The organism is Hymenobacter daeguensis (genome assembly GCF_054780555.1).
The window spans coordinates 514,779-536,320 of sequence record NZ_BAAGWC010000001.1 but is presented as its reverse complement, the minus strand read 5'-3'; the positions used below and the strand labels follow the sequence as shown (position 1 = coordinate 536,320).

21 protein-coding genes are annotated in these 21,542 nt (G+C 63.4%); 12 read left to right on the top strand and 9 right to left on the bottom strand.

Features of this window, described 5'->3' with window-relative positions; translation table 11 throughout:
• The first annotated feature begins 52 nt into the window (after positions 1 to 52).
• Entirely contained in the window at positions 53 to 601 is a 549-nt protein-coding gene (locus ACYVHT_RS02305; RefSeq protein ID WP_460547527.1) for a DUF2062 domain-containing protein, read from the top strand.
• A gap of 136 nt (positions 602 to 737) precedes the next feature.
• Here the strand turns inward: ACYVHT_RS02305 and ACYVHT_RS02300 are convergent, their stop codons facing one another.
• Positions 738 to 1,265, bottom strand: coding sequence for an NADPH-dependent FMN reductase (locus ACYVHT_RS02300; protein WP_460547525.1), 528 nt, complete (start codon positions 1,263 to 1,265; stop codon positions 738 to 740).
• Positions 1,266 to 1,809: 544 nt separating this feature from the next.
• On the opposite strand from ACYVHT_RS02300, the gene ACYVHT_RS02295 reads away from it, so the two are divergent.
• Entirely contained in the window at positions 1,810 to 2,520 is a 711-nt protein-coding gene (locus tag ACYVHT_RS02295) for a carboxypeptidase-like regulatory domain-containing protein (protein WP_460547523.1), read from the top strand.
• 87 nt (positions 2,521 to 2,607) lie between these two features.
• Here the strand turns inward: ACYVHT_RS02295 and ACYVHT_RS02290 are convergent, their stop codons facing one another.
• Complete coding sequence (locus ACYVHT_RS02290; RefSeq protein ID WP_460547521.1) at positions 2,608 to 2,904, bottom strand: hypothetical protein; 297 nt, start codon at positions 2,902 to 2,904, stop codon at positions 2,608 to 2,610.
• Between ACYVHT_RS02290 and ACYVHT_RS02285 the strand changes: the two genes are divergently transcribed.
• The 4 genes from ACYVHT_RS02285 to ACYVHT_RS02270 all read left to right on the top strand — a co-directional run bounded on the left by ACYVHT_RS02285 (position 2,888) and on the right by ACYVHT_RS02270 (position 6,203).
• A complete protein-coding gene (locus tag ACYVHT_RS02285) occupies positions 2,888 to 3,247 on the top strand; it encodes a hypothetical protein (RefSeq protein ID WP_460547519.1) in 360 nt (119 codons plus the stop codon). The genes ACYVHT_RS02290 and ACYVHT_RS02285 overlap by 17 nt on opposite strands.
• 69 nt (positions 3,248 to 3,316) lie before the next feature.
• Entirely contained in the window at positions 3,317 to 3,682 is a 366-nt protein-coding gene (locus ACYVHT_RS02280) for a hypothetical protein (RefSeq protein WP_460547517.1), read from the top strand.
• Between the two features lie 145 nt (positions 3,683 to 3,827).
• Positions 3,828 to 5,249 (top strand): MATE family efflux transporter, encoded by a 1,422-nt coding sequence (locus tag ACYVHT_RS02275; protein ID WP_460547515.1) that lies wholly within the window; start codon positions 3,828 to 3,830, stop codon positions 5,247 to 5,249.
• A gap of 21 nt (positions 5,250 to 5,270) precedes the next feature.
• Positions 5,271 to 6,203, top strand: a complete 933-nt coding sequence (locus tag ACYVHT_RS02270; protein WP_460547513.1) for a cation diffusion facilitator family transporter — start codon at positions 5,271 to 5,273, stop codon at positions 6,201 to 6,203.
• Between the two features lie 64 nt (positions 6,204 to 6,267).
• On the opposite strand, the gene ACYVHT_RS02265 is transcribed toward ACYVHT_RS02270, so the two are convergent.
• Both ACYVHT_RS02265 and ACYVHT_RS02260 read right to left on the bottom strand, forming a co-directional pair.
• The gene (locus tag ACYVHT_RS02265) at positions 6,268 to 7,479 is read right to left on the bottom strand and encodes a dipeptidase (RefSeq protein WP_460547511.1); all 1,212 of its coding nucleotides are present in this window, start codon (positions 7,477 to 7,479) and stop codon (positions 6,268 to 6,270) included.
• A 66-nt stretch (positions 7,480 to 7,545) separates the two neighbouring features.
• Complete coding sequence (locus ACYVHT_RS02260; protein WP_460547509.1) at positions 7,546 to 9,171, bottom strand: cation:proton antiporter; 1,626 nt, start codon at positions 9,169 to 9,171, stop codon at positions 7,546 to 7,548.
• Between the two features lie 346 nt (positions 9,172 to 9,517).
• Here ACYVHT_RS02260 and ACYVHT_RS02255 point away from each other — a divergent pair, with 346 nt between their 5' ends.
• A complete protein-coding gene (locus tag ACYVHT_RS02255; RefSeq protein WP_460547507.1) occupies positions 9,518 to 10,378 on the top strand; it encodes an aldo/keto reductase in 861 nt (286 codons plus the stop codon).
• A 111-nt stretch (positions 10,379 to 10,489) separates the two neighbouring features.
• Here ACYVHT_RS02255 and ACYVHT_RS02250 read toward each other — a convergent pair whose 3' ends face one another.
• Both ACYVHT_RS02250 and ACYVHT_RS02245 read right to left on the bottom strand, forming a co-directional pair.
• Complete coding sequence (locus ACYVHT_RS02250) at positions 10,490 to 11,227, bottom strand: SDR family oxidoreductase (RefSeq protein WP_460547505.1); 738 nt, start codon at positions 11,225 to 11,227, stop codon at positions 10,490 to 10,492.
• Positions 11,228 to 11,303: 76 nt separating this feature from the next.
• Positions 11,304 to 12,194, bottom strand: a complete 891-nt coding sequence (locus ACYVHT_RS02245; protein ID WP_460547503.1) for an AraC family transcriptional regulator — start codon at positions 12,192 to 12,194, stop codon at positions 11,304 to 11,306.
• A 195-nt stretch (positions 12,195 to 12,389) separates the two neighbouring features.
• On the opposite strand from ACYVHT_RS02245, the gene ACYVHT_RS02240 reads away from it, so the two are divergent.
• The 3 genes from ACYVHT_RS02240 to ACYVHT_RS02230 all read left to right on the top strand — a co-directional run bounded on the left by ACYVHT_RS02240 (position 12,390) and on the right by ACYVHT_RS02230 (position 16,407).
• Complete coding sequence (locus ACYVHT_RS02240) at positions 12,390 to 13,325, top strand: helix-turn-helix transcriptional regulator (protein ID WP_460547501.1); 936 nt, start codon at positions 12,390 to 12,392, stop codon at positions 13,323 to 13,325.
• Between the two features lie 130 nt (positions 13,326 to 13,455).
• Positions 13,456 to 15,030 (top strand): S8 family peptidase, encoded by a 1,575-nt coding sequence (locus tag ACYVHT_RS02235; protein ID WP_460547499.1) that lies wholly within the window; start codon positions 13,456 to 13,458, stop codon positions 15,028 to 15,030.
• A gap of 27 nt (positions 15,031 to 15,057) precedes the next feature.
• On the top strand, positions 15,058 to 16,407 hold the full coding sequence (locus ACYVHT_RS02230; protein WP_460547497.1) for a hypothetical protein: 1,350 nt from the start codon (positions 15,058 to 15,060) through the stop codon (positions 16,405 to 16,407).
• Positions 16,408 to 16,420: 13 nt separating this feature from the next.
• On the opposite strand, the gene ACYVHT_RS02225 is transcribed toward ACYVHT_RS02230, so the two are convergent.
• Together ACYVHT_RS02225 and ACYVHT_RS02220 are read right to left on the bottom strand one after the other, a co-directional pair.
• Positions 16,421 to 16,900 (bottom strand): carboxypeptidase-like regulatory domain-containing protein, encoded by a 480-nt coding sequence (locus ACYVHT_RS02225; RefSeq protein WP_460547495.1) that lies wholly within the window; start codon positions 16,898 to 16,900, stop codon positions 16,421 to 16,423.
• A gap of 307 nt (positions 16,901 to 17,207) precedes the next feature.
• Positions 17,208 to 18,461, bottom strand: a complete 1,254-nt coding sequence (locus tag ACYVHT_RS02220) for an MFS transporter (protein WP_460547493.1) — start codon at positions 18,459 to 18,461, stop codon at positions 17,208 to 17,210.
• Positions 18,462 to 18,510: 49 nt separating this feature from the next.
• Between ACYVHT_RS02220 and ACYVHT_RS02215 the strand changes: the two genes are divergently transcribed.
• The gene (locus ACYVHT_RS02215) at positions 18,511 to 19,674 is read left to right on the top strand and encodes an MFS transporter (RefSeq protein ID WP_460547491.1); all 1,164 of its coding nucleotides are present in this window, start codon (positions 18,511 to 18,513) and stop codon (positions 19,672 to 19,674) included.
• Between the two features lie 105 nt (positions 19,675 to 19,779).
• Positions 19,780 to 20,643, top strand: a complete 864-nt coding sequence (locus ACYVHT_RS02210; protein WP_460547489.1) for an aldo/keto reductase — start codon at positions 19,780 to 19,782, stop codon at positions 20,641 to 20,643.
• An 89-nt stretch (positions 20,644 to 20,732) separates the two neighbouring features.
• On the opposite strand, the gene ACYVHT_RS02205 is transcribed toward ACYVHT_RS02210, so the two are convergent.
• A complete protein-coding gene (locus ACYVHT_RS02205; protein ID WP_460548058.1) occupies positions 20,733 to 21,488 on the bottom strand; it encodes a succinate dehydrogenase/fumarate reductase iron-sulfur subunit in 756 nt (251 codons plus the stop codon).
• Positions 21,489 to 21,542 lie beyond the last annotated feature (54 nt).

Below are 21,542 nucleotides of genomic sequence, written 5' to 3'. Positions count from 1 at the left end.
CCGACGAAGGTACGGGCTGCCGAATGGCCCGGTTCTTTTGCCCCTTTGCTTTATGTCGCTTCCCGAAACTGAGCCGCAGCCCGTGGCCGCCCCGCCCCGCTCCTGGCTGCGCCGCCGCGTGCTCGACCCCTTTCTCGACCTGCTCAAGGCCGGCCTCTCGCCCAGCAAGCTGGCCCTCACCATCGGCCTCGGCGTGGCGTTTGGGTTGGTGCCGCTGTTCGGCATCACCACCCTGGTGAGCGTGGCCACGGCCCTGCGCCTGCGCCTCAACGTGGCCGCCATGCAGCTGGCCGCCCACCTCATGAGCGCCTTTCAGCTCATCCTGCTCATTCCGTTTCTGCGCGCCGGGGCCACCATCATGGGCCAGGGCGACAAGGTGAAGGGCCTGACCGTAGCGCGCATCCGCCAGCTCATCGACCACGAAGGCTGGGCCGCCGTGGGCAAGCTGCTCTGGCGCGCCGAGCTGGGCGCGCTGCTGCTGTGGGCGCTGGTATCGGTGCCCCTGGTGGCCGTGCTGTACTTCATCCTGCGGGCCGTATTCCGGCGGGTGCTGGCCAGGCAAGGCGCCACCCTGGCCGAGGCCGCGCCAGAAGGCATTTAAAGCCATTTCGACGTTGCTGTACAGTAACGCGGACTTTCAGTCCGTGAGTAAATAGACACGGCAGCTCGCGAACTAAAAGTCCGCGCTACTGCCGCGCTGTACACTGAAGAAGCCGAAACCGCTCCAGGGCGTCATTTCAAAACGCCAGCAGCGCCGCCGCCTGCTCGCGCAGCAGCTTGCGCGAGAGGTCGTGGTTCAGCCCATCCTCGGCGTTTAAATCTTGGTTGATGAAGGGCAGGCGCACGCGCTGGGGCAGCACCGCCGTGCCCAGGTACATCAGCACATCGGTGAGGTGGGCCATGGCCAGCAGGCCGCCCTGCCCGCCGCTGCTCAGCCCCACCAGCGCCGCCTTCTTGCCCTGAATACCGCCCGGATAGGCCAGCCCGTCAATAAACGCCTTGAGCGCCCCGGGAAACGAGGCGTTGTATTCGGGCACCACCAGCACCAGCTTCGGGCCGGCATCGAGCAGGGCGGCCAGGCGGTTGAACTCCGGGTGGGTGCCCGCATTGTGGTAGAGCGCCGTGCCCACGAAGTCGGCCGGCAGCTCGGCCAGGTCCAGAATCTGGCTTTCGGCCCCCAGCTCCGTCAGCACGGTCTGGTAGTAGTTGGCAATGCGGCGGGCGCGGGAGTGGGGCCGGTTGGTCCCGGCAATAATGGTTATCAAAGCAAAGCGGCTAACAGGAATAACGTAGCAAAACTATGTTGCTAACTCGGCTACCCGGCCACAGGTTGCGCAACCTGGCTAAAAGAAGCGAAACAAGCCCGTGAAACCAGCGCCCGGCAGGCACGCCGCGCGGCTGCACTAATTCGGAAATAATTGAGATTATTCAGCGAGGGAAACGCAATTGAATAATTCCCATAATTGGAATTTGACAAAATGCCCGGCAAAGCTGTTGGCAATATTTTTCACTGGCTGGGATTATGTCCATATTTAATTACACTGAAAAATTGATTCGAGGGGCTAGAATATGTCTTTTCAAGCTGTATAGGGGTATTTTTTCATGATTTAATTAACCTCGGCTGTATTCCAAATTTTGTAATTGTTAATTATCTGACTGGTGAATACTTGCGTTGGCGGCCGAAACAACCTTGTTCATCGAAAACAGGATAATTGCACTATTTTTTGCTCGTAATCTTGTCAAACAGTACGAGCTCAAAGCCCGTGTTGGCCGCCATAATCATTTCCTCTTCTCATTTTCTCAATTTCTATGGCATTAACTGCACACCCATTTCATCCCGTCACCCAGGAGTTGCTTCCCGGGTATCGGGATGCCTATCTCAGGGGTGACTTATCGGGCAAGAACACCGAGCTGGTGGACGCTTACCTGAAAGCCAACCCCGACAAAGGCGGTGAGGCGTTCCAACGCTTTCACACCCTCAAGGCCAAGGGCCACGATGTGCGCCCCGTGGGCTGGCTCCAAGGCCAGTTCGACCTTATCCGTACCGAGCCGGCCCGGTTCCGTCGGCGCGCCGGCTCCATCGTGCTGGTCGCTGCTCTGCTGAGCGGCGCGGCTTTTGCCGGCAACAACCTGCACAGCACCACCGGTGTTGCGCTGGCCAAAGGTTCGGAAGTAGCCGCCATGGGCGAGGGCCTGACCACGGCCGCCGACGCTCCGGAAGCTGCTGCGGCCGTAACCAAAATGACGACCGTATCGGGCCGCATTCTGGACGAGAACGGCAAGCCCCTGATTGGCGCTACCGTGCTCGACAAATCGCGTGGCCGGGGCGTCAGCACCGACGCACAGGGCAACTATTCCCTGACGGTGCCGGCCAACCAGGTATCGAAGCTGCAGGTAGGCTACGGCGGCTACAGCGACGAAGACCTGCAGGTGCAGGTGAAGGGCTACAGCGTTCAAAACGTGACGTTGGTGCCCCAGGCCAAAACCAAGGTTAAAAAACACCATTGGTGGCAGTTCTAAGCCGCTAATTTCCTTTCGGGACACTCTGTTTTGGCGGCAGCATGCTCTGAGTAAGGATACGGGCGACCAACCAGTGGCCCGCGTTGATTAGCCTGCTTCGACAACTCCAGTTTCGTGCCGGCCGCTGCCGGGATTTGCGAAAAGGGAAATTGCGGAAGCCCTTGTATTGCCGAGTGCTTTTCCCGAAAAACCTGCTTCCTCTTGTCTGACCTTTTTGGCTGGCCGGGTGGGGGGAAGCAGAAAGGCCGGGCTGCCATAGCCGGACCAGAAAAGCACCGTCGGAATACCCTCGCTATTGAATCCTATGAACTTACCGTTTTTCAATCGACTGCCCTTAAGAAAAGTGACCGTAGCAACCGACGATGAAATGGCAAAGCGCTCCAAAGAAGTAATCGAAGGCCTACTGCACGACCTGCCCGACCTGCTCATGGCCTGTGTGGTGAACACGCAGTCGGGGCGCGTGGTGGCGTCTTACACGGTCAGTGCTGCTTACAACCCCAACCAGATTAGCCTGCGCAACGCCAAGCTGCTGCGCATCATGGACGATGCGCTGGCGGCCAAAGCCTGGGCCGGCGGCCCGCTTACCGATATATCGGTGATGCTGGAAGACCAGCTGCACCACCTGCGCCCCATGAACGACGGCAAGTGGTACTGCTTCCTGGCCGTGCACACGGCCGATGCCAACCTGGGCATCGCCAAGGAAATCATGCGCCGACACACCAGCTGAGCGGCCTCACTCGGCGCCATTGCTTAAATTTTTTTCACAACCCCAATTCTTTTCTTAAAAACCATTTTTATGGCAACCACTCCCAAACAAGTTGTTAAAGACATCATGGCCGAACTGCCCACTCTGTTGGCCGTAGCCGTAGTTGAAACCGAAACCGGCATGCCGCTGGCTTCGCATTCCAATATTTCCGATTTCGACATCGAAACGGCCGCCGCCTACAACACCGAAGTGGTGAAAGCCAAGCTGAAAGCCATCGCAGCCCTGAAGCTGAACCAGACCGTGCAGGACATCCTCCTGACCCTGACCGACCAGCTGCACCTGCTGAAGCTTTCGCCCAAAGGCGACCAGTTTGTGTACCTGGCCGTGAACGCCCGCGACACCAACCTCGCCCAGGCCCGTCAAATCATGAAGGCCCACACGGCCGACCTGCTGTAGTTTTTGCAGCGCCGGCTACCACAGCAGCCCGCTGGCGTTTTCGCCGGCGGGCTGCTTTTTTTATTGCGATTGTCGTCCTTCGCTTTGCTCAGGATGGCAGGCGGCGCGGCAGCCAAACGCCGGCCCTGGCCGTACTTGCGGCAGTATGACTCCTGCCGCCGCCCGCTCCCGTCCCAACCTCACCGAAGGCTCCATCCTGAAAGCGCTGCTCACGCTGGCGCTGCCCATCGTGTTCGGCAACCTGCTCCAGACCGGCTACCAGCTGGTGGATGCCTTTTGGGTGGGGCGGCTGGGGGCCGGGGCGGTGGCGGCGGTGGCGGTGAGCTTCCCCATCAATTTCCTGCTGATTGCGCTGGGCTCGGGCTTTTCGGTGGCAGGCTCGGTGCTGGTGGCCCAGAACTACGGGGCCCGCAACCTGCCCATGGTGAACCACATTGCCGCCCAAACGCTGGTGCTCGAAACCGGGCTGGCGCTGGTGCTCACGGTGGTGGCGCACCTGGGCTCGCCGCTCATTCTGCGGCTGATTGGGGTGGGGCCCGACATCTTCGCGCAGGCCGACCAGTTTCAGCGCATCCTGTTTCTGGGGCTGGTGTTCAACTTTGGCTTTCTGATGTTTCAGGCGCTGATGCGGGGTGTGGGCGAGGTGCGGATTCCGCTCTACATCAACATCGGCACGCTGGCGCTCAACTTTCTGCTCGACCCGCTTTTCATCTACGGCTGGGGGCCGGTGCCGGGCCTTGGGGTGGCGGGTGCGGCCATGGCCACGCTGGTGACGCAGGTGCTGAGCGTGGCCGTGGGCATGACCGTGTTACTGCGCGGTCGCTCGGGCATCCAGCTCTCGTTCAAAGGCTTCCGGCCCGACTTCGCGCTCATGCAGCGGGCCGTGAAGCTGGGTATTCCCTCGTCCATCGAGCTGTCGGCGCGGGCGTTGGGCCTGTCGATGATGACGGTGCTGGCCGCTGCGTTCGGCACCACCGTGCTGGCCACCTACGGCATCGGGTCGCGCATTCTGGCGCTGGGCATCATTCCGGCGCTGGGTATTTCGCTGGCCTGCTCCACGCTGGTGGCCCAGAATATTGGCGCCCGCAACATGCCCCGCGCCATTCGCACGGCCAACTACGCCATTGCCATCAGCTTTGGCGGGCTGCTGGTGGTGGGCCTGGCGGGCTACCTGGCGGCGGTGCCGCTGGTCAATTTCTTCCTCAAAGGCGATGAGGCCGTGAGCCGCGACGCGGTAGAGTTCGTGCGCATTGCCGTCTTCAGCCTGTGCTTCACGGGGGCGCAGCAGTCGGTGTCGGGGGCCTTGCGCGGGTCGGGCAACACGCTGGCCGCCATGATGCTGACCATCATCGGCGTGTGGGTGTTTCAGTTTCCGGTGGCCTGGTACCTGTCGCAGCACACGGCGCTGGGCTTTCATGGCCTGTGGTGGTCGTTTGTGATTTCCAACGTGCTGGCGGCCACGCTGGCGCTGCTCTGGTACCGACGCGGCGACTGGCAGGGCCAGGACCTGGCCGACCCGCTGCAAGGCAAAGCCAACGCAGTGGCGCAGCTGGAAGACAAACCGTAAGCCGCTTATTCGTTCTGACGCGTGTCTGATTCCGCCAAATCCTCTTCCAAACTCGCCATCATCGCGGCGCTGGGGGCCAATCTGGCCATTGCCACCATCAAGTTTGTGGCGGCGTGGTTCACGGGCAGCTCGGCCATGCTGGCCGAAGCCATTCACTCGGTGGTGGACACGGCCAACGAGTGGCTGCTGCTGCTCGGGCTGCGCCGAAGCCAGCAGCCGGCCGATGCGTCGCGGCCGTTTGGCTACGGGCGCGAGCTGTATTTCTGGGCCTTCATCGTGGCGGTTTTCATCTTCGCCATTGGCGGCGGCTTGTCGCTCTACGAGGGCATTGAGCACATCCGGCACCCCGCGCCGCTGCAAAGCCCTACCTGGAACTACGTGGTGCTGGGCCTGGCTTTCTGCTTCGATGGCACGTCGTTTCTGGTGGCGCGGCGCGCCTTCAACGCCCAGCGGGGGCGGCAGTCGTTCTGGTCGGCTTTTCGGGCCAGCAAAGACCCTTCCACGTTCGTGGTGCTGTTTGAGGATGCTTCTGATTTGCTGGGGCTTGTCATTGCCTTTTTGGGGGTGCTGCTCAGCCACCAGCTCAACCTGCCGGTGCTCGATGGCGTGGCGTCGCTGCTCATTGGCCTGCTGCTGCTGGTGGTAGCCGGGCTGCTGCTGCGCGAAACCAAAAGCCTGCTCCTGGGCGAGCCTGCTGCTGCCGAGGTGCTCCAGCAGATTGCCGCGCTGGTTCAGGCCGAAGCCGTCATCATCCGCACCGCGCCGCCGCTCTCGTCCTACCTCAGCGCCCACGAGCTGCTGCTGGTGCTGAATGTGGAGTTTGAGGCCGCGCTTCCCGCCGCCCAGCTCACCGCAACCGTGGAGCGGCTGTGCGCCGCCATCCAGGCCGCGCACCCCGACGTGAAGCACGTATTCGTGCAGCCCATCGGGCCAGGTAAGCCGGCCGCTGCTTAGGTGGCCGAAGAACCTCGCTGCCGCGCGCGCAACACTTTTGCCCGCGCAGCTACTGCCGCCGGCATTACCGACGGGCAGCCGTGGCCGCATCGAATACCCGGCAGAAATTGCCGCCGCCCACCTTGCCAATCTCCTCCCCGGTAAAGCCGGTTTTGAGCAGCGCGTCCACCACGGCGTAGTAGAAACCAGTTTGCTGGTCCTGCCAGGCGTTGTTGGTGCGCTCGCCGGCCCGGCCACCGCCTTTTTCGTTGCCGGAGTCTTTCTGGCCGTTATGGTCGTGGGGCGGGCCCGGTGCGCCCGGTTTGGGGCCGGGGTTGCCGGGAGCCCGGTAGGGAGGCGTCATTTTAGTGTCGGTGCCGAGGGCGACGTGGTCAATGCCGACGACCTCAACCAGGGCGCGAATATTCTGCGCGTATTCCAGCGGCGTGTCGGCCAGGTGCGTCCACACGCCAATCACGCCGCCGGCACTGGCCACGATTTTCGCCTGCTCCTTGCTGATGAGCCGGGGCCGCATCATGTTGGCCATAAACGGCTTGCTGCCGAGCTGGGTGTCGAGGCCGGTATGCGAGATGAGCACGGGCCGGGTGGTCACTTTCAGGGCGGCGTTCAGGGTGTCGTTGCTGGCGTGGGCCAGGTCAACCAGAATGCCCAGCCGGTTGCATTCCCGAATGGCATCGGCCCCGAGCGGGGTGAGGCCGCCCCACCGGGCGGGGTTGGTGTACACATCGCCCAGGGGCACCGATGCATCATTGTCGTGCAGCAGCCCCAGGTGCCGCACGCCGCGCCGGTAGGCCACGCCGAGGCGGTCCAGCTGGCCTTCCAGAAAGTGCGCGCCCTCCACCGACTGAATGACAACGGGCTGGCGCTGCTGATGAGCGGCGCGGAGGTCGGACAGGTTCAGGGCCCGCTTCATGCGGTTGCTTGCCAGTACCTTGTCCATGGCGGTTAAGCCATTCAGAAACCGGTCGTAGGCTTCGCCGGGGTTGCGGAGCTGCTGGTAATCGACGGCGAAAGTCATGCAGATGGCCGTCAGGCCGGATTTCTTCAGCTCACCGGCCAGGTCGGGTGCAGGGCCGGGCAAATCGGCGGCGCTGAGCGGCACATCAACGTGGTTGTGCGTGTCGATGCCCATGGTTTTGGCCACAATGGCGGCCACCCGCGGGTCCGGCGCATCAGCCGCCCATGCTGCCCACGGCTTCAATAAACCCAGGGCACCCGCCCCGGCTACGGTGGCCACAAACCTGCGTCGGGACCATTGCTGCTGATTATTTTCCATGCGTATAATGTCTGCTGTTGTGTGATGAGCAGGCGGCCCGGGCTTCCCGTTCGCCTGAGCGGTTGGTTAGCGCGCCAGGGCCGCCGTCTGGGCCTCCAGGGCCAGCACCACGATATCAAGCTCCTGCTCCAGATGGTGAATGCTTTCCTCGGCAAAGGTGCCGCGCTGCCGCCATTCGACCAGGAAGGTTTGCTGGGCCTGCACCACGGCCAGGTGGTGGCGCAGCACCTGCTGAAACGCCGTGCCCGACGCCGTCGGCCGGGGCGCAATGTCGAGCGAAGCCACGGCCGCTTCCAGCCCGGCCTGCGGCCCGGCAAAAGCGCCGCGCAGGTTCTGCACCAGCCACGCGGGCGTTTCGGCCGCCAGCGTCTGGTCGATGAACGCCAGGGAGCGTTGGGCCAGGGCCTGCCGCAGATTGCGGGCGGCAGCCTGGGCTTTGGAGGGCGGGGCCTGCAGGCGCAGGCGCCGCACCAGCCAGGGCAGCGTGATGCCCTGCAGCAGCAGCGTAAACACCAGTACGAAGAAGGTGAAGAATACCAGCACCATGTGCTGCGGAAACGGCTGGCCGCCGGGCAGCGTGCGCGGAATGGTCAGAACAGTAGCCATGGAAACCACGCCGCGCATGCCCGCCCATGAGAGCACCGCCAGCTCCTTGCGCTGCCGGCCGGCGCGGGGCTGCCGCCGGCCGCGCCAGCGCCGGTAGCGAAAGCCCACGTAGCCCACCGCAAACAGCCACACGAAGCGCACCAGCAGCACCACGGCGCTCAGCAGCAAGCCATAGCCGAGCAGGAACGACCATTGATAGGCACCCAAAGCCCTGGCCTGCAGCAATGCCGGCAGCTGCAGGCCGATGAGCACGAAGACGAAGCCGTTGAGCACGAAAATCAACACTTTCCAGAAGTTGCTTTTCTGCAGCCGGACCTGCACCGGGTAGATTTTGTGGGCGTGCCAGGCCATGAACAGGCCCGCCGTCACCACCGTGAGCACGCCGGAGAGGTTGAGGTGCTCGCCCAACAGATACGCTGCAAAAGGCACCAGCAGCGTCAGCACCGTTGTCACGGTAGGGTCGGCCACGCGCTGGTGCAGCCAGCTGAATGCGTAGCCCACCGCCAGCCCCAGGGCCAGGCTGCCCACGCCCATCAGCACGAAATGCAGCCCCGCTTCCCAGAACACGAACGAGCCGCTGAGCACCGCGCCCAGCGCGTAGCGAAACACGATGAGCGCCGAGGCATCGTTCACCAGGCTTTCGCCTTCGAGGATGGTGGTGAGGCGGCGCGGCAGCCCCAGGCCCTGCGTGACCCCGGCGGCGGCCACGGCATCGGGCGGGGCCAGCACGGCGCCCAGCACAAACGACACCGGCCACCCGAAGCCCGGCAGCCCGAAATGCACCACGCACGCCACCGCGCCCACCGTGAAAAACACTAGCCCGATGGCCAGCAGCGAAATCTGCCCCCGATGGGCTTTCACCTCGTGCCACGACACGGTGGCGCTGGCATCGTAGAGCAGCGGCGGCAGAAACAGCAGAAACACCACATCGGGGTGCAGCCGGATAACCGGCACACCGGGAACGATGCCGATGAGCAGGCCCGCGCCCACCAGCAGCACGGGGTAGGGGAGCTTGTACCGATTGGCCAGCACGGCCAGTACGCTCAGCACGCCCAGCAACGACACAATGATTTCAAAATTTTTCATACCCCGGGAAGCTTGGTCCAACAAAAAGCCGCGGCCGGACGGCGCGGATGGCGTAAGGGTGCCTCGGATAGGAAAAAGGAATGGTGCTGAGAAGGAAACGCCCGAAACTACCCCGCCGGCCGTGCAGCGCGAACTGAAATCGGCCACGTAGGGCTGCGAATCGACCAGGAGGCCCGGAAGCCATACCTGCCGGATGAGCGCAGGGGAAGTCCGCCGGCCGGGCTATGCTGCGATTCGTGCCACACAAACCGGAATTTGTATAAGCCGCCCGTGGGCTCGGGCTCAGACCTTTGCCACTCACAACGGCTGCCCGGGCAGCTACTCATCCCCAACCGATTTTTTCGCAATGAACCACGAATTGCCAACGCAACCCACTTTCTCAATTGGCGGCGACTTACCCGTCAACCGACTCGGATTCGGGGCCATGCGCCTCACGGCGCAGCCCGCCTGGGGCGCGCCCGCCGACCGCCCGGCCACGCTCGCGCTGCTGCGCCGGGCGGTGGAGTTGGGCGTCAGCTTCATCGACACGGCCGACATGTACGGCCCCTTCATCTCGGAAGAGCTGATTGCCGAAGCCCTGCACCCTTACGCCGCCGGGCTGGTCATCGGCACCAAGGGCGGCTGCGTCAGCTTCGGCCAGCCGCCGGCCGGCGTGTTGCTCGACGGCACCCCGCAGCACCTGCACGAGGCGCTGCACGGCAGCCTGCGCCGGCTCAGGCGCGAGCAAATCGACCTCTACCAGCTGCACCGCATCGACCAGCGCGTACCCGCCGAGCGCACGTTCACCTTCCTGGCCGAAGCCCGGCAAAAAGGCCTGGTGCGGCACCTGGGCCTGTCCGAAGTCTCGGTTGAGGAGATTAAGCTGGCCCAGCAGCATTTCCCGGTAGCCTCGGTGCAGAACATGTACAGCGTCTTCAACCGCGCTTCGGAGCCGGTGCTGGATTACTGCCGCGCGCAGGGCATTGCCTTCATTCCGTGGTTTCCCATCGGCGGGGGCATGGTGCAGGACATGGCCACGGTGGAGCAGGTGGCAGCGCGGCACCAGGCTTCGGCCCGGCAAATTGCCCTGAGCTGGCTGCTGCACCACGCGCCCAACATCGTGCCCATTCCCGGCACCGGCAGCATCGGGCATCTGGAAGAGAACATGCGGGCAGTCACCATCCAGCTCACGGCGCAGGACATGCAGGAGCTGGACGCGCTTAGATAAAAAAAGCAGGGGCGGGGCTTGCCCCCGCCCGAATCGTTGACCGGAATCGCACTGACGAAACCGACCGATTCGGGCGGGGGCAAGCCCCGCCCCTACAAACTGGCGGACTTCCTACCAGGGGCTGATGCCCGTCTCCGGCGCGTTATCGTCGCTGAAAAACTGACCGGTCAGGCCATCGGGGCCGAGGGTGGCGGCTTTCACCAGCCGGGCGGCAGCATCGGGGATGGTGCCGGGGCCGCTGTGGTGGTTGAAGTCGGTGGCAGTGTAGCCAGGGCACACGGCGTTCACCTTGAAGGGCGTATCGCGCAGCTCGTAGGCCAGCATTACCGTATAGGCATTCAGGGCAGTTTTAGAGGGCGGGTACGCGGCTCCTTTCACCGCATAGAACGGCCAGGTGGGGTCGTTGTGCAGCGTGAGCGAGCCCAGGCCCGAAGTCACGTTCACGATGCGGGGCTCGGGCGAGTGGCGCAGCAGGTCGATGAAGGCCTGCGTCACCTCAATCACCCCAAACACGTTCGTATTGAACACCTCTTTGATGGTGTCGATGCTGGTGCTTGAAGCCGGCTGCGGAAAGCCGCCGCTGATGCCGGCATTGTTGATGAGGACGTCCAGCACGTCGGTTTTCTGCCCTACTGTTTTGCGGGCGGCGGCAATGGAGGCGCTGTCGGCCACGTCGATTTCGATGGGCTCGACTTCGGAAAGGCCTTCGGCTTTCAGCTGGTCGGCGGCCTCCCGGCCTTTTTGCAGGTCGCGGCTGCCGAGGTACACGTAGTAGCCTTGCTGAAGCAATTGGCGGGCGGCTTCGAAGCCAATGCTGCGATTGGCCCCGGTGATGAATGCTTTTTTCATGGTTGTGATGGTCATCTGAATGAACAGCACAAAGGTCCTGGGCGCGGGCGGCGAGGCTGGCACCCATTCTGCGGTATTACTGGTACATTTTGCGGATGCTGGTGCGGTACTCGGCCGGCGTGGCCCCGGTTTCGCGCTTGAAGAAGCGGTTGAAATAGGACGCGTCCGAAAACCCGAGGTCGAAGGCAATTTCCTTGAGCGACTGCGGGGTGTAGAACAACAGCCGCCGGGCTTCGAGCACCAGCCGGTCGTGCACGTGCTTGATGGCCGACTTGCCGCTCTGCGCTTTCACCACTTCGCTCAAATGGCCGGCCGAAATATGCAGCAGCGCGGCATAGGCCCCCACTTCGTGCAGCTCGCGGTAGTTTTCCTCAATTTTGGCCTGGAACGTTTCCAGCAGCCGCTGGTCGGCCGAAGGCTCGTCGGCCGAATACTGCTCGGTGTAGCGCCGGCTCAGGTAGGTGAGCAGCACGGTGAGGTAGGCGCTCAGCATGCGGTGCTGCCACTCGCCGGGCTGCTGGTATTCGGCCTCAATCTTCGCCAGCATTTCGTCCACAAACGCGCCGTCGGCCGCCGTGAGGCGCAACTCGTGCCCGTGGTGCGGGTTCTGCAGAATGGGCAGCTCGCGCAGGCCGGCGTGCTGCTGCAGGGCCAGAAACTCGGGCGTAAACTGCAGCGAAGTGCCCCAGAACGGCGCCAGCACCTCCTTCACCTGAATCTGGCGGAGGTCGGAGAAGTACAGCGTGTTGTCCTGATGCTCGTAAGGCACGGTATCGACCCAGTGCCGGCCGCGATGATGCTTCACAAACACCAGCATGTAATAGGCCTTGCGGTGCGGCAGCAGCAGGCCGTCTTCGCAGGCTACCCGCGCCTCGGAGCGCACGATGTGAAACAGCGGGTTGCCGGTAGCCGAGTCGGGCTTGAAGGGATAGACGGGTATCGGCTGCTGGCTGGTAAGCGTTGGCATGGGTCGAAACGGAATGTTGGCAGCTACAACTACGGCGCGGTTGCTGTGTTTAGTAATCCACTGTCATCCTGAGCGGAGCGAAGGTCCTTATCACCGTAGAACAGTTTGCTTAATCAACCGCTGCAAGCGTGATAAGGTCCTTCGCTTCGCTCAGGATGACAGGGCTTTACCCGATATCTATTTCCAACCCATCGCATGAAACCTACTGCGGAACGCTTTGCCGTCCTGAACTCGGTGGCCGATTTTACCCGGCACTACGGCTTTGCCGAGCCCGCCCATCCGCTCCTGACCGTCATCGACCTGGCGCAATACCCGGTATCGGATTTCCCGGCCCGCCCCGCCCTGCGCCACCTCTACCTGGTGGTGCTGAAGCGGCATTTTCACGGCCAGCTGCCTTACGGGCAGCAGGTGTATGACTACAAGGAGGGCGTGCTGGGGTTTTACGCCCCCGGCCAGCCCGTGCAGTTTTGCCCGCCGGGCGGCCCCGCCGTGCCCGCGCCGCCCGCACCGCAGGGCTGGATGGTGGTTTTCCATCCCGATTTGCTGGCCCGCCGGTCGGGCGGCTACCCGTTTTTCGGGTATCGCGTGCAGCAGGCCCTGGCGCTGTCTCCCGCCGAAGACCAGTTGCTGACCTACGCCCTCACCGGCCTGCGCCACGAGAGCGAGCAGCCGGCCGATGCCTTCAGCCAGCAACTGCTGAGCACCCAGCTCGACGTGCTGCTGCAATACGCCAGCCGGGCCTACCACCGGCAATTTCCGCAGGAGCCGGCCCACGGCCCCGACCTGCTCAGCCGCTTCGAAGCCCTGCTCACCACCTACCTCGACCACGCCGCCGAGCAGCCCCTGCCCACCGTGCAGCACTTTGCCGACGCCCTGCACGTGTCGCCCGCCTACCTGGGCGACGTGCTGCGTACGCACACGGGCCAGAGCGCCCAGCAGCACCTGCACCACGCGCTGCTCGAAAAAGCGCGGCAGCTGCTGCTGGGCACGTCGCTGAGCATTCGCGAAACCGCCTTTCACCTCGGCTTCGACAACCCTTCCTATTTCAGCCGCCTGTTCAAAGACAAAACCGGCCTCACGCCCGCCGCCTTCCGGCAGTCGGCCGAGGTTGCCGTGGCGCAGGCGCAGTAAGCCGGGCTGCTGTTCGCTGGATTGTTTACGTATGCTTTATATTGTATATTATATTTATTGAGGGATTATTTCTAATATTGCCAGTCCGGAAATCGCCGGCTTAGTTGGTTTCTACCTAACCGCTTTTTGTATGGCCGATACCCCGCCCGAAGTGTCGCACCTGCGCGACGTGCTGCTTTCCAGCACCATTGCCATGCCGCTCCGCCAGCAGCTCATTGACGAGAAGAACCGGCTCGACCGGCTGGCCAGCGAGCCGGCCGGCAGCGTGGGCCAGCTCAGCAGCGAGGTCATGCTGCCGCCCAAGCGCTTCCACATCATCATCGATTTGAACCTGGAATACCCGGGCGGGCGCACCGAGGCGCGGGACTGGATAATAGCCAAGCTAAAGGAGTTGGAACCCGGTTTCCTGGGCGACCAGGACCCCAAAAACAAGTACAACCAGCAGTATTTCTTCGCCGAGCTGGAAGCCCGCACGGTGCTGGACCTGGTGGCCGCCGACCAGGGCGACCACAAAGGCGTGCCCGCCGCCGACAGCACCATGAGCAAGGGCCCCCGGGCCATCTACCACGTCTGGGCCGATTTCGAGATTGTGGCCCAGATGAACAAGTCCATTGCCACCATCAAGTGCGACGCGGCCCACGCCTCCTACGGCGCGTATGGCGACGGCATTGTGTGGGCCGTGATGGACTCGGGCATCGACGGCACCCACCCGCACTTCGAGGCCGAAGCCAACCTCAAGGTTGACAAGCCGCTGGAGCACACCGATTTCACCGGCGCTCCGCCCGCGCCCGAGGGCCAGCCGCCCACCGCCCTCACCGACGGCATGGGCCACGGCACCCACGTAGCCGGCATCATCGGCGGGCGCTGGGGCCAGGATGCGCCACCGCGCGCCTACAACCGCAACCGCAGCGAGATGGGTGAAATCACCTACGTGCCCGTGAACACCAACAAGCTAAGCGGCATGGCCTCGAAGTGCAAGCTGCTTAGCCTGAAGGTGATGGATGCCAACGGCAAGGGCAACGTGAGCAACCTGATTGCGGCCATCACCCTCATTCAGGAGCTGAACGGCTACGGCCGCCGCCTGCTGGTGCACGGCGTGAACATGAGCGTGGGCTATGCCTTCGACCCCGAATGGTTTGCCTGCGGCCAGAGCCCGCTGTGCGTGGAAGTGGACCGGCTGGTAAAATCCGGCGTGGTGGTGGTGGTGGCGGCCGGCAACACCGGCTACGGCGTGGCCCAGAGCCGCTTCAACGGCGTGGTATCGGCCGGGATGCCGCTCACCATCAACGACCCCGGCAATGCCGAGCTGGCCATCACCGTGGGCTCGACGCACCGCGACATGCCGCACGTGTACGGCGTGTCGTACTTCTCCTCGAAAGGCCCCACCGGCGACGGCCGCGCCAAGCCCGACCTGGTGGCGCCCGGCGAAAAAATCCTCTCCTGCGCGGCCGGCAAAGCCCGGCAGGACATGGCCGCCCAAACCCCGCCGCTGGCCTGCGACTACGTGGAGGACAGCGGCACGAGCATGGCCGCGCCGCACGTATCGGGGGCCATTGCGGCGTTTCTGTCCATCCGGCGCGAGTTCATCGGCCGGCCCGGGCAGGTGAAGGAGCTGTTCACGAGCACCGCCACCGACCTCAAGCGCGAAAAGTATTTCCAGGGCAGTGGCCTCGTCGATTTGATGCGGGCCATTCAGGCCGTCTGATTTTTCTCACCTCTCACCCTTTCTGCAATGGACACCATCCAGGGATTCCCGTACTTCCCCGTCGAGTTTGCCAAAGACGGCAGCCCGGCCCAACCCGCCCAGGCCGATGCCCTGCTGGCCGGCCTGCAATCCGAAGCAGCCACCGACCTCATCGTCCTGTCGCACGGCTGGAATAACGACATGGCCGAAGCGCGTAATTTGTACGAGCGTTTCCTCGGCTGCGTGCGGCCCCTGCTCGATGATGCGCAGCACCCGCTGGGCCTGGCCGGCCGCCGCTTTGTGGCCATGGGCGTGCTCTGGCCATCCAAAAAGTTTGCCGATGCCGAGCTGATTCCCAGCGGCGCGGCCGGCTTCGACTCACCCATCACCAACGCCATGCTGGTGGCCGAGCTGGAGCGCCTCAAAGGCACCTTCGATGCGCCCGATGCCGACGCCAAGCTCGCGCGCGCCCAAACGCTGGTGCCGCAGCTCGACAACGACCCCGCCCAGAACGAGTTTGCCCAGCTGCTGAAAGAAGTGCTGCCGCCCGCGCCACCCACGCCGGGCCTGGAAACGGCCACCGATTTCATGGCTATGCCGGGCACCGATATGTTTGCCACCCTCAGCGTGCCGCCCCCCGCCACCGACCTGCAACTGCCCGATGACAGCCGCCTGAACACCTCCCCAACTACCCCGCTGCCCGATGTAGACCACGCCGCCGGCATCGGCAGCAGCCTGTTTGGCGGCATCAAAGCGGCGGCCATGAACGTGCTCAACCTCACCACTTACTACCAAATGAAGGACCGCGCCGGCACCGTGGGCCAGGGCGGCGTGAATGCCGTGCTGCGCCGCGTGCGGCAGGAGCTGCCGGCCGTGCGGCTGCACCTTGTTGGCCACAGTTTCGGCTGCCGGCTGCTGTCGGCTGCCGTAGCCGGGGCCGATGCCGGGCACAGCGTGCCAGTCGGTTCGATGACGCTGCTGCAGGGCGCGTTCTCGCACTACGGCTTCTCGGGCAGCTACGACAACGGTGGCCACGCCGGCTTTTTCCGCCGCGTGGTGAGCGACGGGCTCGTGGCCGGCCCCATCGTAGTCAGCCACACCCGCAACGACAGCGCCGTGGGCACCATGTACCCACTGGCCTCACGCCTGGCGGGCCAGGTAGGGCAGGGGCTGGGCGATGCCAACGATAAATTTGGCGGCCTGGGCAGCAACGGGGCCCAAAAAACCACCGAGGCCACCAACGGCCAGCTCGAAGACGTGGGTTTTGCCTATGCCTTCGGCCCCGGCCAGATTAGCAACCTCAAGGCCGACACCTACATCAGCGGCCATTCCGACATCTGCCATCCCCAAACGGCCTATGCTTTTCTGAAAGCGGTGGCTGCCGCAGCCGCCAGCTAGCCACCGGCCAGGGTTAGTGAATCTTGCCCGTAGCACTGGTCTTTTTGATGCGGCCATCGGACTTAAACCGCGTGCCGGGCAGCGGTTCCAGCGCCGCATCAACAGGCCGGCAGTTTTCCAGCGGCAACACGTAAGTATTGTAGCCGCCGGCCGATATTTCCAACACCGTATTGCGCGGAATGGGTTGTTTGGACGTGACAATGTACTGGCCCTCCGCGTTGGTGATGAAGGCATCGGCGTTGAAGCCCTTGCTGCGGCTGCGTAGCATGATGGTGGCCCCCATGAGCGGGTGGTTCATGGCATCGGTTACGCGGCCGGTCAGCACCCGGCAGTCCAGCTCGTTGGGCGAGTTTGGGGGGAGTGTCTGAGCCGGTGCGGCCTGGTTGATGACCGGAGACACGGCCGGCGCGGCCGGTGTGGCAGCACGCTGCTGGGCATGGGCCGTGCCAGTGGCCAAAATAAGCGTTAGCGCGAATACAGGAGGGAATTTCATACGGGCGAACAGGGGATAGAAGCGAGCGGATAGAGCCGGCCGTTGTTTTAGAAACAATGCTACTGCTCAGCAATAGTGAGGGCCTGAAGGCGGGGGTGATTTAGACGAAAGCTAGAAGCGAAGGAAATGTGGTGGCTGATGCAAGATAAGCAGAATTTGAGTGGCGTGCGGGCCTGTGCAATGCACACGAGGTCAGCACAGCGATTCATACGGGTTTATCCGCTGATAGCGAATGCCGCCAAACACTTTTCGAGGGAATGATTTAATGTGAGTTTATTTGGATTATGCCAATGAATCCGTCTGGTTGTCAAGCCCCGCTTTGCTCCTGAGGGCGTAGTTTCTTGCTCGATGGCTGGCGCTGGGCTGCCAGCAGGGCCACCGCTGCCAGGCAGAGCGCAAACCACAGCCACGGCAGCCGCAAATCGAGCACCGATAGCCCACCAAACACCAGCGTGGTGGCTACGCTGGCCAATGACTGAAACGCCTGATTCAGCCCGAAAATCTCGCCCCGGTCGGCCTCGGTGGTGCGGCGCGCCAGGCGGCCTTCCAGCAGGCCCTGAATGAGCGAAAGCGTGCAGCAATCGAGAAAAACGAAGACGTAAAATGCCGCTTTCGATGTGCCCACCAAGCCGTAGCCCAGCAGCACGGGCACGCCCAGCGCCGCCAGCCACACCACCGCCCGGCGCTGGTTGAGGCCGTCGGCGAAGAAGGTAAAGAAGCCGTAGTTCAGCCCCACGCTCAGCGCCCCGAAAAACATGAACAGGTAGGAAATGCCCTGCGCATCGAGGCGCAGCGGACCGAGGCTCACGAAGGGCACGAAGTAGAAATAATAGCCCGTGCTGAGCGTGAGCGCCACCTGCGTGAGCACAATGCGCCGGATGCCGGGGTTGGCCGCGTCCTTGGTTCGCAGCCGCGCCCAGAGGGTGAGCGGGTTAACGCTGCGGGCCAGCTCGGCGCGGAGCTCGGCCCCGCGCACGCCGTTGCGCTGCAGGTGGGTTTCGGGCAGCAGCAGGCTCAGCCCTACGTTGAGGGCGGCCAGCGCCACGGCCAGCCGCACCACGTAGGTGGCTTGCAGGGCCGGCGGCACGCGCAACACCGTGAGCAGCAGGCCCGCCGCCATTGGCCCCAGCACGAAGCCCAGCGAAATGATTGCGCCTTCAATGCCTTGGTTACGAAACAATTGCTCCGGTGCCGATACGTCGGTAATGGCCGAGCGCGCCGTGGCGTACATGCCATTGGTAAGGCCGTCGGATACGCGGTTGGTGAAGTACAGCGCTGCCCGCACGGGCAGCAGGAGCGTGTTGGCCAGCAGGGTGCCCACCGCCGACAAGATAAAAATGGGCCGTCGGCCGTAGCCGTCGCTCAGCCGGCCCAGCAGCGGGGCCGAAAACAGCTGCACGCCCAGAAAGATGCCCGTGCCCACGCTCAGCCAGAGCTGCGCCTGCGGCAGCCCGCGCACAAACTCCGGCATTACCGGCCCGATAGCCGCACCCACAACGACATCGACCAGAATAATGGCGAAGATGAGCGGCAGGCGGCGGGCGTCGGAAAGGAAAGGCACGGGGCAAAAGTAGGCCCGCGCCATTGGCGGCGCTACTTTTGCGGGCGTTATGAGCGAAGTGGAAGAGTTGGTGATGCCCGTCGTTTCGCCGGTGCGGGCACGGGTGGCGGTGGCGCTGTTTTTCTTTGTGTCGGGCTTTGGGTTTGCTACCTGGGCTTCGCGCATTCCGCTCATTCAGCATCGGTTAGGGCTCGATGAAGCCCAGCTCGGGGCCGTGCTGCTGGCCCTGCCCGCCGGCCTCATGATGACCCTGCCCGTGACCGGCCACCTGCTCCAGCGCTTCAGCAGCCGGCAGGTGATGCTGGTGGGGGCCGTGCTCTACAACCTGGCGCTGGGGCTGCTGGGGTTTGCGGCGCACACCTGGCAGCTGGCGGCGCTGCTGTTCTGCTTCGGCTGCTCGCGCAATCTGCTCAACCTGTCAGTCAACGCGCAGTCGGTGGGTGTGCAAACCATGTTTGCCCGGCCCATCATTGCCACGTTTCATGGCATCTGGAGCGTGGCGGGCTTCGCGGCGGCCGGCGTGGGCACGCTGCTGATTAAAAACGATGTGGGCACCACCACGCATTTCGTCGGCGTGTCGATGGTCCTGACGGCATTGGCGTTTCTGTTTTTCCCGGGTACACTGGCCCTGCCGCCGTCGCCGCCGGCCGCCCGGTCCTTTTTCTCCTGGCCCGAAAAGCCGGTGCTCAAATTCGGCCTCATCGCCTTCGCCTCCATGGCCTGCGAAGGCACGCTCTACGACTGGACCGGCGTGTATTTCACCCAGACCGTGCAGGCGCCCAAAGCGCTGGCCGCCGTCGGCTTCACCCTCTACATGGTGGCCATGACCTCCGGCCGCTTCCTCGGCGATGGGCTGGTGGGCCGCTTCGGCACCCGACGCATTCTGCAGGCCAGCGGTGTGCTCATGACTTCCGGCCTGCTGCTGGCCGCTGCGTTTCCCACCCTGCTGCTGGCCGGGCTGGGCTTCGTGCTGGCCGGCCTGGGGGTGTCGTGCGTGGTGCCGCTGGTGTTTGGCCTCGTGGGCAAGGCCAATCCGCTGCGTGCCGGGGCCGCGCTGGCCTCGGTTTCCACGGTGAGCTATTTCGGGTTTTTGATGGTGCCGCCGCTGGTGGGCTTTGTGGCCAAAGCCGCCAATCTGCGCTGGTCGTTTGCCGTGGTGGCGCTGCTGGGAGGGCTGGTGGTGTGGCTGGTGCCGAAGCTGCGAGTGAAGTAGCAAGGGCGATGGGGCTTTGTTCGGCAAACAATTGCACCTCGGAATTGTCTTATAAAGCCTTGCAGCAAAACCGCTCTGGGAACAAGAACACCAAGCCAATTCACCATGTCAACCACCCCCGAAACCTACCCCGCCACCTACACCATCGGCGGCGATTTTACTGTTAACCGCCTGGGCTACGGAGCCATGCGCATCACCGGCGACGGCATCTGGGGCCCGCCGGCCGACCACGACGAATCCATCCGCGTGCTGAAGCGGGCCGTGGAGCTGGGCGTCAACTTCATCGACACGGCCGACAGCTACGGCCCCCACGTATCGGAAGAGCTGATTGCCGAAGCCCTGCACCCCTATGCAAAAGGCCTCATCATTGCCACCAAAGGCGGCCTGCTCCGCACCGGCCCCAACCAGTGGCCCGTCGATGCCAGCCCCAAGCACCTCGAAGAAGCCCTCAACGGCAGCCTCAAACGCCTGAAAGTAGAGCAGATTGACCTCTACCAGCTGCACCGCATCGACCCGAACGTGCCGTTTGAAGACACGCTGAAATTCCTGCAGAAAGCCCAGCAGGACGGCCGCATCAAGCACATCGGCCTCTCCGAAGTGAGCGTGGCCGACATTAAAAAGGCCCAGGAGTTCGTAAAAGTGGTGTCGGTTCAGAATATGTACAGCGTCGAGAACCGCAAATGGGAAGCCGAGCTAACCTATACCCGCGAGCAGCACATCGCCTTTATCCCGTGGTATCCGCTGGGTGGCGGCAATGCCAATGCCCTCAAAGCCCTCGACCAGCTGGCCTCCAGGCACGGCGTGAAGCCCCAGCAAATTGCCCTGAGCTGGCTCCTGCATCATTCGCCCAACATTCTGCTCATCCCTGGCACTTCCAAAGTGAAGCACCTGGAGGAGAACATGAAAACTGCCGATATCCGTCTTTCAGCCGACGACCTGCAGGCGCTGGATGCCATTCAGCCGGCATAACCGATTATCGTTTCAGCTGCAAACCAGCCTCAAGAGAAAGCCCCGGCAGTAGCTACTGCCGGGGCTTTCTCTTGAGGCTGGTTTGCAGCTTATGCCAGGTTATTTGAGGTGGCTTTAGCGGCCAGGAACTCGCGGTTCAGGATGGCAATATTTTCCAGCGAGATGCCCACCGGGCACTCGGCGGCGCACGAGCCGATGTTGGTGCAGGCCCCGAAGCCTTCCTTGTCCATCTGGGCCACCATGTTTTCGACGCGGGTTTTGCGCTCTACCTGGCCTTGCGGCAGCAAAGCCAGCTGCGACACCTTCGCCGATACAAACAGCATGGCCGACGCATTCTTGCAGGCCGCCACGCAGGCTCCGCACCCAATGCAGGTGGCCGCCTCGAAGGCCCGGTCCGAAATCTCCTTCGGAATCGGAATCTCGTTGCCGTCGGGCGCGCCGCCCGTGTTCACGTTCACGTAGCCGCCCGCCTGAATGATGCGGTCGAAGGCCGAGCGGTCCACGCTCAGGTCTTTGTTGACGGGGAAAGCCTGCGCCCGCCAGGGCTCGATGGTGATGGTGTCGCCATCCGAGAACTTGCGCATGTGCAGCTGGCAGGTGGTGGTGCCCTTCTCCGGCCCGTGCGAGCGGCCGTTGATGAACAGGTCGCACGAGCCGCAGATGCCTTCGCGGCAGTCGTGGTCGAACGCCACCGGGTCCTGGCCGGCGTGCAGCAGGTCTTCGTTCAGCACATCGAGCATTTCCAGGAACGACATATCGGGCGAAATGTCCTTCACGTGGTACTCCACAATATTCCCCTGGGCCTGGCGGTTGGGCTGCCGCCATACTTTCAGGGTCAGGTTCATCGGTTTAGCGTTGGGATTGGAACCGGCCATCTTTTTATGAGAAGTGCGAGACAT